Origin of the sequence: Bacillus coahuilensis m4-4, assembly GCF_000171615.1 — a bacterium.
Taxonomy (GTDB): Bacteria; Bacillota; Bacilli; order Bacillales; family Bacillaceae_K; genus Bacillus_T; species Bacillus_T coahuilensis.
This window is the reverse complement of record NZ_ABFU01000130.1, coordinates 1-12,592: the sequence shown is the minus strand read 5'-3', so window position 1 is coordinate 12,592 and position 12,592 is coordinate 1. Positions and strand designations below refer to the sequence as shown.

The window sequence follows — 12,592 nt, the reverse complement described above, 5'->3', positions numbered from 1 at the left end:
TGATCCGGGGTGGGAGACAGTGTCAGGTGGGCAGTTTGACTGGGCGTTCGCCTCCTAAAAGGTAACGGAGGCGCCCAAAGGTTTCCCTCAGAATGGTTGGAAATCATTCGTAGAGTGTAAAGGCACAAGGGAGCTTGACTGCGAGACCTACAAGTCGAGCAGGGACGAAAGTCGGGCTTAGTGATCCGGTGGTTCCGCATGGAAGGGCCATCGCTCAACGGATAAAAGCTACCCCGGGGATAACAGGCTTATCTCCCCCAAGAGTCCACATCGACGGGGAGGTTTGGCACCTCGATGTCGGCTCATCGCATCCTGGGGCTGTAGTCGGTCCCAAGGGTTGGGCTGTTCGCCCATTAAAGCGGTACGCGAGCTGGGTTCAGAACGTCGTGAGACAGTTCGGTCCCTATCCGTCGTGGGCGTAAGAAATTTGAGAGGAGCTGTCCTTAGTACGAGAGGACCGGGATGGACGCACCGCTGGTGTACCAGTTGTCTTGCCAAAGGCATCGCTGGGTAGCTATGTGCGGAAGGGATAAGTGCTGAAAGCATCTAAGCATGAAGCCCCCCTCAAGATGAGATTTCTCTTTCTTTGAAGTAAGACCCCTGAAAGATGATCAGGTTGATAGGTTCGAGGTGGAAGTATGGTGACATATGGAGCTGACGAATACTAATCGGTCGAGGACTTAACCAAAATAATCTAACACACGATATTCAACGTATCTTCATGAACTTTATCTAGTTTTGAGAGTACAAAATATTTTAAAAAATCTTGAAATCTTTCAAGATTTGAGTATAATAGAATTTGTCTCTAATAAAAGTCTGGTGGCAACAGCGAAGAGGTCACACCCGTTCCCATACCGAACACGGAAGTTAAGCTCTTCAGCGCCGATGGTAGTTGGGGGATTCCCCCTGTGAGAGTAGGACGTCGCCAGGCATATAATACGGAGGATTAGCTCAGCTGGGAGAGCACCTGCCTTACAAGCAGGGGGTCGGCGGTTCGATCCCGTCATCCTCCACCATTTTATCTAACTAAGATAACTGTAGTATTTACTTTACAAAATTGCCGGTGTAGCTCAATTGGTAGAGCACGGTGAATAAGCCTCGGAGCTTTTCATCAGCGTACAAATCGAGCTGCTGCTTGAATAATCTCTCTGAGATTTGGGCGACGGTTTATAAGACAACTACAGTATATTATCTAACAAAATTGCCGGTGTAGCTCAATTGGTAGAGCAACTGACTTGTAATCAGTAGGTTGGGGGTTCAAGTCCTCTCGCCGGCACCACTTTAAATGTACAAGTTTAGAGCCATTAGCTCAGTTGGTAGAGCACGAAAGAGTGACCTTCATAGAGAAGCTTCTAGCGTACAGCTTGAGCTGCTTCTTGAATCATCTACCTGAAAGCTGGACGTCAGTTCTTAGACTAGTCATTACTATTCTTTACACTTCATTGGAGCCATTAGCTCAGTTGGTAGAGCATCTGACTTTTAATCAGAGGGTCGCAGGTTCGAATCCTGCATGGCTCACCATTTGATATTGCGGGTGTGGCGGAATTGGCAGACGCACCAGACTTAGGATCTGGCGCCGCAAGGCGTGGGGGTTCGACTCCCTTCACCCGCACCATTAAATTTCATACTCTGCGGAAGTAGTTCAGTGGTAGAACACCACCTTGCCAAGGTGGGGGTCGCGGGTTCGAATCCCGTCTTCCGCTCCAATGGTGTGCCGGGGTGGCGGAACTGGCAGACGCACAGGACTTAAAATCCTGCGGTAGGTGACTACCGTACCGGTTCGATTCCGGTCCTCGGCACCATTATTAGCGCCCGTAGCTCAATTGGATAGAGCGTCTGACTACGGATCAGAAGGTTATGGGTTCGACTCCTGTCGGGCGCGCCATTTTATATGCTCTGCTGAAGTAATAACTTTACGTTTTACGGGGAGTAGCTCAGCTTGGTAGAGCACTTGGTTTGGGACCAAGGGGTCGCAGGTTCAAATCCTGTCTTCCCGATTACTTTTTTAATGGGGCCTTAGCTCAGCTGGGAGAGCGCCTGCTTTGCACGCAGGAGGTCAGCGGTTCGATCCCGCTAGGCTCCACCAATTTTAATAAGATAGTTATGGCGGTGTAGCTCAGCTGGCTAGAGCGTACGGTTCATACCCGTGAGGTCGGGGGTTCGATCCCCTCCGCCGCTACCATAATTACCTGAGTTCTTGGACCTTTAGCTCAGTTGGTTAGAGCAGACGGCTCATAACCGTCCGGTCGTAGGTTCGAGTCCTACAAGGTCCACCATATGATACGGAGGAATACCCAAGTCCGGCTGAAGGGATCGGTCTTGAAAACCGACAGGCGGGTTACACCGCGCGGGGGTTCGAATCCCTCTTCCTCCGCCATTTTTTATAGATGGTAGTATCATATATCAAGTTTTATGATGATTATTCTACAGAAAATCATGGGAATACCTAGTAATAGTTTTTATTGTCGCGGGGTGGAGCAACGAGCATATGCTTCTTGAATCCACATCGAGTTGTACCGATCGAGCTGCATCTTGAATAGCTTTCTGAGATCGGGACAGTTTTCTAAAGAATAAGATCATGAAAATACCTAGTAATAGTTTTTATTGTCGCGGGGTGGAGCAACGAGCATATGCTTCTTGAATCCACATCGAGTTGTACCGATCGAGCTGCATCTTGAATAGCTTTCTGAGATCGGGACAGTTTTCTAAAGAATAAGATCATGAAAATACCTAGTAATAGTTTTTATTGTCGCGGGGTGGAGCAGTTCGGTAGCTCGTCGGGCTCATAACCCGAAGGTCGCAGGTTCAAATCCTGCCCCCGCAATAATCCATCTGGTCCCGTGGTGTAGCGGTTAACATGCCTGCCTGTCACGCAGGAGATCGCGGGTTCGATTCCCGTCGGGACCGCCATTTACTATTTATCTTTATTATTAGGCTCAGTAGCTCAGTTGGTAGAGCAATGGACTGAAAATCCATGTGTCGGCGGTTCGATTCCGTCCTGAGCCACCATTTTTTAACTTATGGCGGTTGTGGCGAAGTGGTTAACGCACCTGATTGTGGTTCAGGCATTCGTGGGTTCGATTCCCATCAGTCGCCCCATATTTTTTGCGGGTGTAGTTTAATGGTAAAACCTCAGCCTTCCAAGCTGATGTCGTGGGTTCGATTCCCATCACCCGCTCCATGGGCCTATAGCTCAGCTGGTTAGAGCGCACGCCTGATAAGCGTGAGGTCGGTGGTTCGAGTCCACTTAGGCCCACCATAGAAATGTTCCGCAGTAGCTCAGTGGTAGAGCTATCGGCTGTTAACCGATCGGTCGCAGGTTCGAGTCCTGCCTGCGGAGCCATTTTATTTTATTTGGGGAAGTACTCAAGTGGCTGAAGAGGCGCCCCTGCTAAGGGTGTAGGTCGGGTAACCGGCGCGAGGGTTCAAATCCCTCCTTCTCCGCCAGATTGGCCCGTTGGTCAAGCGGTTAAGACACCGCCCTTTCACGGCGGTAACACGGGTTCGAATCCCGTACGGGTCATAAAACTATCCATTCTGGATAGTTTTTTTTTCGTCTTCAAATTTGATTAACTCTCCTACTAATCCTCATTCTATCCTTTTCATATAGCTAACTCACTAGTAACGAAATTCGCATTCATCACTTCTTATTCTTTTCTTTGTCATATGATATATTACAATATTTTTTTTTAGAATATGCCAGGATAGAATATATTCCTCCAATTCTTATAAATCATATATTTTGAGAATTAAGAAAATTACACAACAATAAAAACGCATCTATTAACGTTATTCATCATTAATACTAAGTGGCATTATCATTATATAAATATTAATAATTGCTCCTTCTTTTTTAAAGACTAAAAAAGTTATGTTTTTTTCATCATCAATATACATCAGAATTCGACATTCCCAGCCTCTTCTCTTTTTCTTCACTATGTTTTATCAAACCCCTCTAATCAGAGGTTGTAAACGGTAACACTTTTGTTGTTATGTAGGATAAATCCCAATTCTTATAATCCTGTAGATTTATGAAACTGTTTTGTTTTTCATAAAGTCGAGAAATGTCATATAAAAAATAAAGGGAATGATCAAAATGAAAAGAAAGAAGTTAGTAAGGACAACAGTATAAGCAGGTGAAGACATGAAAAATATTTATCCAAGTAACTTTGATATTCACTTATTTCATGAAGGGAAACTTTATGAAGCCTACCGAACATTTGGTGCTCATATTCACGAAATCAACGAGTATATTATCACTACGTTTTGTGTATGGGCCCCAAATGCTAAGGAAGTGAAGGTAATCGGCTCTTTTAACGACTGGGATGGGCAGAGTTATGAAATGGAGAGATTAAACGACGGAGGCATATGGTTTCTATCAGTGCCAAGATCCCTAGATGGAGAAATGTACAAATATGAAATAGTATCTCTTTCTGGAGAGAGATTGGTTAAGACAGATCCCTTTGCAACCTATACAGAAAGAAGACCGAACACGTCAGGTATCATTCGTAGAGAGCGCCCATTTTTATGGAATGATGATGAATGGTTGCATTCATGTCAAATGCAGAAAGTCTATGATAAGCCTTTATTCATTTATGAGGTTCATTTTGGAACATGGAAAATAAAAGGGAAAGAAGTATTTTATACATACAAAGAATTAGGTGATACGTTAGTTCCTTATTTAGTAAAGCATGGTTTTACTCATGTAGAATTAATGCCACTTACAGAGCATCCATTTGATAGATCCTGGGGCTATCAAGGTACAGGGTATTATGCTCCTACCAGTAGGTACGGAACACCTGAGGAATTAAAGTACTTTGTGAATCAATGTCATGTTCAAAATATTGGTGTCATTCTGGATTGGGTTCCTGGTCACTTTTGTAAAGATGCTCATGGATTATCCCGTTTTGATGGCAGCTTTTTATATGAATATGAAACAGAGGGAGACCGTGAAAATTATACATGGGGGACAGCAAACTTTAATCTCCACCGAAATGAAGTAAAAAGCTTTTTAATTTCGAATGCAAGGTATTGGATAGAAGAGTTTCATTTAGATGGATTTAGGATTGATGCTGTTGCCAACATTCTGTACTGGCCCAATAGAGGAGAGTTAGTTGCCAATAACGGAGGAATTGAGTTTTTACGAGAGCTCAATAAGGCTGTTTTTGAATATAAACCAAATGCCTTGATGATGGCAGAGGATTCTACAGATTGGCCACTAGTAACAGCTCCCACTCATTATGGAGGCCTTGGTTTTAATTATAAATGGAATATGGGATGGATGAATGATTTCTTAAAGTATATGGAAACACCATATGAAGAAAGAAAAAATGTGCATCATCTATTAACTTTTTCATTACTATATGCCTTTTCTGAAAATTACGTTCTCCCTCTTTCTCATGATGAAGTAGTACATGGGAAAAAGAGTTTACTAGATAAAATGCCAGGAGATTATTGGCAGAAAGTTTGCTCAACTTAGATTACTAATGGGATACTTAGTTGCTCATCCAGGAAAAAAATTACTATTTATGGGTTCTGAGTTAGCCCCCTTCTCAGAATGGAAGGATTTAGAGCAGTTAGATTGGCACTTATTACATTATGACCAACATCTTTCATTTAACCATTATTTTATTGATCTGATGCATCTGTACAAAGATAGCAGTTCCTTATATGAAATGGATCATCATTCTGATGGGTTTCAATGGATTGATGTTAATAACCATCACCAAAGTATTATTTCATTTATAAGAAAAGGTACAAATAAAGAAGACTACTTGATTGCTGTGTTTAACTTCACCCCTATACCTTATCATCATTACAGAGTGGGTGTCGAAGAAGCAGAATACTATGAAGAAATTATGAATAGTGATAGGGAAGTATACGGAGGATCTAACCAAATAAATCCCGTACCCTTAGTCGTGAGAAATGAAGGGTTCCATGGTCTATCTCATAGTATTGAATTAACAATACCACCTTACGGATTTGTGTATTTACAACCAGTATTTAATTGAAAGGGGATTAATCTATATGAGTAATGTGAGTTGTGTTGCGATGTTATTAGCAGGTGGAAAAGGAAGCCGATTAAGTTCTTTAACAAAAAGTTTAGCAAAACCAGCTGTCCCTTTTGGAGGGAAATATAGAATTATTGACTTTCCTTTAAGTAATTGCACAAATTCTGGGATTGATACGGTTGGAGTACTAACACAATATCAACCATTAGTCTTGAATTCTTATATAGGTATAGGTAGCGCGTGGGATTTAGATCGCAGACATGGAGGTGTAACAGTTCTTCCTCCATATAGTGAATCCTCTCAAGTTAGGTGGTATTCCGGTACAGCGAGTGCAATCTATCAAAATTTTAATTATATCGAGCAATATGAACCAGAACATGTGTTAATTCTTTCTGGTGACCATATTTATAAAATGGACTACCGTGAAATGTTAAATGATCATATTCAAAACAAAGCAGATGTCACCATTTCGGTTATTGAAGTACCGTGGTCTGAAGCTAGTAGATTTGGAATTATGAACACAAACGAGGATTATAGAGTGTTAGAATTTGAAGAAAAGCCTGCTCATCCTAAAAATAATTTGGCATCAATGGGCGTGTATGTGTTTAATTGGAAAGTCTTAAAAGAGTACTTAGAGATGGATGAACGTAATCCAGCCTCTAGCCATGACTTTGGAAAAGATATTATACCTTTGTTGCTTGACGAGGGGAAAAAATTAATGGCTCATTCTTTTAAAGGATATTGGAAAGATGTAGGAACCATTAAGAGCTTATGGGAAGCCAATATGGATCTACTGCAGGAAGATAATGAATTAAATTTATATGATCGCGATTGGAGAATCTATTCCGTCAATCCAAATCAACCTCCTCAATTTATTTCAGATGATGCCATCATTAAGGACTCACTCATTAATGAAGGATGTGTTGTTGAAGGGACCGTAGATCATTCTGTTCTATTTCATGGAGTAACCATAGGGCGAGATGCTATAGTTAAAAACTCAGTTATTATGCCAGGTGCTGTAATTGGTGAGAGGGCTTTTATCGAAAATTGCATCGTTTCCAATGATGTAGTAGTTCCAATTAATGCGTTTGTTCGTCCTATCGAGGATAACGAGGAAATTATTTTAGTGACCGATGACTATTTACGTTCTCGAGAAGAAGTATAATCCATTACATCAACGAAAGGTGGAAGTATTATGTATAAATCCATGTTAGGTATTATTGATGCAACAACATATTATTCATCCATGCAAGATTTATTGCTCCATCGCTCACTTGCAGCAGTACCAGTTGGAGGCAGATATCGTTTTATTGATTTTATTTTATCTAGTATGGTGAATTCAGGCATAGATAGTGTGGCTATTTTTCCAAAATACCAATATCGATCATTAATGGATCATTTAGGTTCAGGTAAGAATTGGGACTTGAACCGTAAAAGAGATGGACTTTTCTTTTTACCTTCTCCAGAGAATGAAGTGACCATTGAAGGAACTGGAAACTTTCATCATTTTGCTCATCATCTAGATTTTTTCTATCGAAGTAAACAAGAATATGCAGTCATTAGTGACTGCGACATTGTATGCAATATGGATTTAAAACCTATATTAGATCGTCATATTGAGAACAATGTAGATATCACAGAAGTAACAAAAAAAGGAGAATCATTAAATATATTCATCATCTCGACCTCTTTACTCATTGAGTTGATTGAAACTAGACTTCAAACAGGTTATTCATCCATTAATGAAGTAGTCCTAGATCTTCATCATGATTACGCACTTGCTCAATATGAATATTCCAATTACGCATATAAAGTTTCGAGTATTAGAGAGTATATGGATGTAAATATGAGTTTGTTAGATCCTAGTATATGGAAGCAACTATTTCTACCACAATCTCCAATATTTACGAAAGTAAAAGATGAACCGCCTACTCATTATGGAAAAGATACCATTGTTAAAAATTCAATGGTCGCAAATGGATGCACCATTAAAGGGAACATAGAAAGTAGCGTGATTTTTCGATCTGTGAGAGTGGGAGAGAACTCAACGATTAAGAATTGCATTATTATGCAAAAGGTTCAAATTGGTGAAAACTGTGTATTAGAGCATGTAATTTTAGATAAAGATGTAAAGGTAGAGGATAATGTTAAATTAATTGGAACGCAAGATAACCCGATTGTAATCAGAAAAGGGGTCATTCAAGGAGAGTTGATGAATTCGTGAAAGTATTATTCGTTGTATCAGAAAGTGTACCATTTGCAAAATCAGGAGGTTTAGGAGACGTCGCAGGGGCATTGCCAAAGGAAATTATTAAGTTAGGTACAGATATTCGCGTCATGATGCCTAAATACGGAATTATTTCTGAGCATGTTCGGTCTCAAATGTCGAAAGTAGTAGAGTATGAAGTTCAAGTAGGCTGGAGAAAGCAATACTGTGGAATTGAAGTATGTAATCATGAGGGTGTCCTCTATTATTTTGTTGATAATATTTATTATTTCAACCGCGATTCCATGTATGGACATTACGATGATGGTGAGCGCTTTGCTTTCTTTACAAGAGCGGTTTTAGAAAGCTTTCCACATTTGGATTTTTATCCTGATTTAGTTCATTGTCATGATTGGCATACGGCTATGGTTCCATTCTTATTACGGACGGAATATATCCATAAACCAAACTATCATTTTATAAAAAGCTTGTTTACAATCCATAACCTTCATTTTCAAGGTATCTTTCCTAAACAAGTGCTTTCCGAATTATTAATGGTGCCCCAGTGGTTTTATACCCACGAACACTTAGAGTTCTACGGAAATATGAATTTCATGAAAGGTGCGCTATTAGCCTCAGACTATATTACGACAGTGAGTCCTACGTATCGTAATGAAATCATGCACCCTTACTTTGGTGAAAAATTAGAAGGTGTTTTATCCACTAGAAAGAGCGATATTGTCGGAATCTTAAACGGAATTGATGAGGACGTATACAATCCTGCAATTGATGAGAATATTCACCCTTATTCTCCATCTAAACTGGCAGGTAAAACTGAAAATAAAAGAAAATTACAGGAAGAAATAGGACTTGAAGTCAATTTGGAACGTCCTATTATTTCGATGGTTACTAGGCTAACAAAGCAAAAAGGTTTAGAACTTATCCAACATGTATTAGAAGAGCTTCTTTGGACGGAGGATTTCCAGTTTGTTCTGTTAGGCACAGGTGAATATGAATTTGAGAATTTCTTTAGACATGTTTCTTATAAATATGGGAATCGAGTAAGTGCAACAATAGGATTTGATGAGGCATTTGCTCATCGTATTTATGCTGGTTCTGATATCTTTTTAATGCCTTCAAAGTTTGAGCCTTGTGGATTAGGGCAAATGATTGCTATGAAGTATGGAACAGTTCCAGTAGTTAGAGAGACGGGAGGATTAAACGATACTGTGTTTTCGTATGATGAGTTAACAGGGGATGGAAATGGATTTACCTTCAAGAATTTTAATGCTCATGATATGATGCACACCGTCAAGAGAGCCTTGGCTTATTACCCGCAAAAGGAAGTATGGGATAAGCTAATTTATCGTGGAATGGTGAAAGATTTTAGTTGGGCTCAGTCTGCCTACCGGTATAATCAACTCTATGAAGAGTTAAGATCTAGGAGTGAAACTCATGTTTTCTGATAAAAATGAATTTAAAGAGTCGTTCCTTAAAAGAATCGAGATGAGTCTAGGAAAAGCCTTTCCAGATTCCACGAAACGAGATCAATTTCATATTTTAGGAAACATGATTAGGGAGCATATTAGCACCAACTGGATTCAAACGAATGAACACTATAGATTGAATCAAAAAAAGCAGGTGTATTATTTATCCATAGAGTTCTTGTTAGGCCGTCTTTTAGGTCAAAATTTATTAAATTTAGGTATTTACGATATTGTCCAAGAGGGTCTTCATGACCTTGGTATATCGCTCCATGACTTAGAAGAAGTAGAATCGGATGCTGGTCTAGGAAACGGGGGATTAGGGAGACTAGCTGCATGTTTCATGGATTCATTAGCATCATTAGATCTTCCAGGTCATGGATATGGAATTCGCTACAAGCACGGATTATTTGAGCAACGAATTGTAGATGGGTTTCAGGTCGAGCTTCCAGAGCAGTGGTTACGACACGGCCATGTATGGGAGGTAAGAAAGCCAGATTTAACCGTAGAGGTGCCATTTTGGGGAAGAGTTGAAACGATTAAAGGGAAAGATGGAAAGTTAATCTTTGAGCACAGAGATGCAGAATATGTAAGTGCTGTACCTTATGATCTACCTGTTGTAGGATATCAAAACACAACAGTCAATACACTAAGACTTTGGAGCGCTGAGCCTTCTAGGTACCAACCTAATCGTGACATGATGAGATATAAGAGGGATACAGAAGCAATATCAGAATTTTTGTACCCAGATGATACGCATGATGAAGGGAAAATTTTACGTCTAAAGCAACAATATTTCTTAGTTTCAGCAAGTGTTAAAACCATTCTTCGCCAATTTTCTTCGAGACAATCCAATATCGAGGACTTACCAGAACATGTTGCTATTCATATTAACGATACACATCCGGTTTTAGCAATTCCAGAGTTAATGAGAATCCTTTTAGATGAATACGGATTAGACTGGGATAAGGCATGGCGGGTAACGACAAAGACGTTCTGTTATACCAATCATACAACGTTATCAGAAGCGCTGGAAAAATGGTCAGTCCGAATTTTTCAACCGCTACTACCGAGAATTTATGGTATTGTTCATGAAATTAACGAGCGATATTGTCAACAATTGTGGGAAAAGTATCCTGGCGAGTGGGATAGAATAAAGCATATGGCCATTATAAGTTATGATGAAGTGAAAATGGCACATCTTGCTATTGCAGGTAGTTACAGTGTCAATGGTGTAGCTAAACTTCATACTGAAATATTAAAAACAAGAGAAATGAACATGTTCTACAATTTCTCTCCTGAAAAGTTTAATAATAAAACCAATGGAATCACTCACCGTAGATGGTTATTAAAATCAAATCCTGAGTTAACTCAGCTACTAGTTCATACGATAGGCGATTCATTTATTAAAGATCCCGAACAGTTGATGGAACTAGAAAGATATTCAAATGACTCTGTTCTTCAAGAAGACATGAAAAAAGTAAAACAAATAAAAAAAGAGCAATTGGCTGCCAGGATATTGGATCAAAATGGACTATCTGTTGATACAGAATCTATTTTTGATGTGCAAGTAAAGAGACTCCATGCCTATAAAAGACAGTTGCTAAATGTGCTACATATCATGTATTTGTATAATCGTATTAAGGAAGATTCTTCTTTTACTATGCATCCTCAAACATTTATTTTTGGTGCGAAAGCATCTCCAGGATATTACTATGCGAAAAAAATCATCAAATTAATACATTCCGTTGCGAATAAAGTGAATCATGATCCCAAAACAAAAGATTTAATTAAAGTGGTATTTTTAGAGAATTATAGAGTATCTCTAGCTGAAGAAATTATACCAGCTGCAAATGTGAGTGAACAAATATCAACTGCTAGTAAAGAAGCTTCCGGCACTGGGAATATGAAGTTTATGATGAACGGAGCCCTTACTATTGGAACACTAGACGGTGCAAACGTCGAAATGGCTGAAAGAGTTGGCCAAGAAAATATGTTCATTTTTGGTCTTAGATCAGAACAAGTGCTAGATTACTATTCTTATGGTGGGTATGTAGCTAGTGAGTATTATCATCATGACGAACGTATTCGCCAGGTGGTTAATCAGTTGGTTAATGGATTTTTCTCAGATAATGACGAACCATTCGATTTGATCTATGATTCTCTTTTAACAGAAAACGATTATTATTTTGTTTTGCGAGATTTCTCAGCGTATGTAGACGCCCATGAAAAAATTAATGCTACGTATAAGCATCCAAAAGAATGGCTAAGAAAAAGCATACTAAATATTGCGCACTCTGGTTATTTCTCAAGTGACAGAACTATAGCAGAATATGCTAAAGATATTTGGGGAATTGAGCAATATTCATTGATTAGGAAATAAGGTTAAAAGAAAAGGGAATCCGAATTAAACGGATTCCCTTTTCCTTTAAACATTACTCTTTATCATCATCAACATAAGAATCTCGGTAGTGATAGGGTACATCACCGAAAGGTGCTTCTGTCCCTTGATCGTCTAATTGTTTTTCGTATTCTTCATGCTTTCTTGACGGCATAACTTTTCGATCTTTCCCCTCAATATCAGTAGCTGTAAAAGTTTCGTAGTTCTCCGTGAAGCCTTCACGGTCGAAATCTCCATCTTGGTACAGATGTTCATAGCTATTGTAATCTCCATTGAAATCAGAAGGTGTTTCAGACGTTCCGAATCTACCGACTTCTTGGAAGCTATCTTGATAATCTCTTGTTTCATCCTGTCTTCTTTTCGTATACGTATTGTCATGGGGAGGTTCTAATACTTCTTCTTCCACAGGTCGGTATTCATTCATGCTTTGATCAGGTGTATGGTCAACACAATAAAGAGTGTAAGGAACAATCTCTAAGCGTTCATACGG

Annotated in this window: 5 protein-coding genes, 21 tRNA genes, 2 rRNA genes and 1 pseudogene; 28 read left to right on the top strand and 1 reads right to left on the bottom strand. The window is 39.6% G+C overall.

Annotated features, from left to right (window positions below; all coding sequences use genetic code 11):
• The 28 genes and pseudogenes from M44_RS19035 to M44_RS18895 form a co-directional block, all read left to right on the top strand.
• Positions 1-688, top strand: a 23S ribosomal RNA gene (locus M44_RS19035); the annotation flags it as partial.
• Positions 689-815: 127 nt separating this feature from the next.
• Positions 816-931, top strand: a 5S ribosomal RNA gene (rrf, locus tag M44_RS19030).
• Positions 932-940: 9 nt separating this feature from the next.
• Positions 941-1,016 (top strand) — tRNA-Val (locus tag M44_RS19025).
• A 187-nt stretch (positions 1,017-1,203) separates the two neighbouring features.
• Positions 1,204-1,279 (top strand) — tRNA-Thr (locus tag M44_RS19020).
• Between the two features lie 166 nt (positions 1,280-1,445).
• Positions 1,446-1,521, top strand: a tRNA-Lys gene (locus M44_RS19015).
• Between the two features lie 9 nt (positions 1,522-1,530).
• Positions 1,531-1,615 (top strand) — tRNA-Leu (locus tag M44_RS19010).
• 16 nt (positions 1,616-1,631) lie between these two features.
• Positions 1,632-1,706 (top strand) — tRNA-Gly (locus M44_RS19005).
• A 7-nt stretch (positions 1,707-1,713) separates the two neighbouring features.
• Positions 1,714-1,802 (top strand) — tRNA-Leu (locus M44_RS19000).
• A 6-nt stretch (positions 1,803-1,808) separates the two neighbouring features.
• Positions 1,809-1,885, top strand: a tRNA-Arg gene (locus M44_RS18995).
• A 38-nt stretch (positions 1,886-1,923) separates the two neighbouring features.
• A tRNA-Pro gene (locus M44_RS18990) sits at positions 1,924-1,997 on the top strand.
• Between the two features lie 13 nt (positions 1,998-2,010).
• Positions 2,011-2,086: transfer RNA gene (locus tag M44_RS18985), tRNA-Ala, on the top strand.
• A gap of 19 nt (positions 2,087-2,105) precedes the next feature.
• Positions 2,106-2,182 (top strand) — tRNA-Met (locus M44_RS18980).
• Between the two features lie 17 nt (positions 2,183-2,199).
• Positions 2,200-2,276: transfer RNA gene (locus M44_RS18975), tRNA-Ile, on the top strand.
• 8 nt (positions 2,277-2,284) lie between these two features.
• Positions 2,285-2,377, top strand: a tRNA-Ser gene (locus M44_RS18970).
• 373 nt (positions 2,378-2,750) lie between these two features.
• Positions 2,751-2,824: transfer RNA gene (locus M44_RS18965), tRNA-Met, on the top strand.
• Between the two features lie 10 nt (positions 2,825-2,834).
• Positions 2,835-2,910, top strand: a tRNA-Asp gene (locus M44_RS18960).
• A 23-nt stretch (positions 2,911-2,933) separates the two neighbouring features.
• Positions 2,934-3,009: transfer RNA gene (locus M44_RS18955), tRNA-Phe, on the top strand.
• Positions 3,010-3,023: 14 nt separating this feature from the next.
• Positions 3,024-3,099: transfer RNA gene (locus M44_RS18950), tRNA-His, on the top strand.
• A gap of 8 nt (positions 3,100-3,107) precedes the next feature.
• Positions 3,108-3,181: transfer RNA gene (locus M44_RS18945), tRNA-Gly, on the top strand.
• A gap of 1 nt (position 3,182) precedes the next feature.
• A tRNA-Ile gene (locus M44_RS18940) sits at positions 3,183-3,259 on the top strand.
• Positions 3,260-3,268: 9 nt separating this feature from the next.
• Positions 3,269-3,343 (top strand) — tRNA-Asn (locus M44_RS18935).
• A gap of 13 nt (positions 3,344-3,356) precedes the next feature.
• Positions 3,357-3,447: transfer RNA gene (locus M44_RS18930), tRNA-Ser, on the top strand.
• A gap of 4 nt (positions 3,448-3,451) precedes the next feature.
• Positions 3,452-3,523 (top strand) — tRNA-Glu (locus M44_RS18925).
• Positions 3,524-4,144: 621 nt separating this feature from the next.
• Positions 4,145-6,011, top strand: a pseudogene (gene glgB, locus M44_RS24470) (1,4-alpha-glucan branching enzyme).
• A gap of 16 nt (positions 6,012-6,027) precedes the next feature.
• Positions 6,028-7,176, top strand: a complete 1,149-nt coding sequence (locus M44_RS18910; RefSeq protein WP_010177353.1) for a glucose-1-phosphate adenylyltransferase — start codon at positions 6,028-6,030, stop codon at positions 7,174-7,176.
• Between the two features lie 30 nt (positions 7,177-7,206).
• Positions 7,207-8,235, top strand: coding sequence for a GlgC family sugar phosphate nucleotidyltransferase (locus M44_RS18905; protein ID WP_010177351.1), 1,029 nt, complete (start codon positions 7,207-7,209; stop codon positions 8,233-8,235).
• Positions 8,232-9,683 carry a glycogen synthase GlgA gene (glgA, locus tag M44_RS18900; protein ID WP_010177349.1) on the top strand — a complete coding sequence of 484 codons (1,452 nt, stop codon included), beginning with the start codon at positions 8,232-8,234 and terminating at the stop codon, positions 9,681-9,683. The genes M44_RS18905 and glgA overlap by 4 nt, the downstream gene beginning before the upstream one ends.
• A complete protein-coding gene (locus M44_RS18895) occupies positions 9,673-12,084 on the top strand; it encodes a glycogen/starch/alpha-glucan phosphorylase (protein WP_010177347.1) in 2,412 nt (803 codons plus the stop codon). Before glgA ends, M44_RS18895 begins: the two co-directional genes overlap by 11 nt.
• A 52-nt stretch (positions 12,085-12,136) precedes the next feature.
• Here M44_RS18895 and M44_RS27440 read toward each other — a convergent pair.
• Positions 12,137-12,592: hypothetical protein (locus M44_RS27440; protein WP_010177345.1), on the bottom strand; the 456-nt coding region annotated here is incomplete at its 5' end.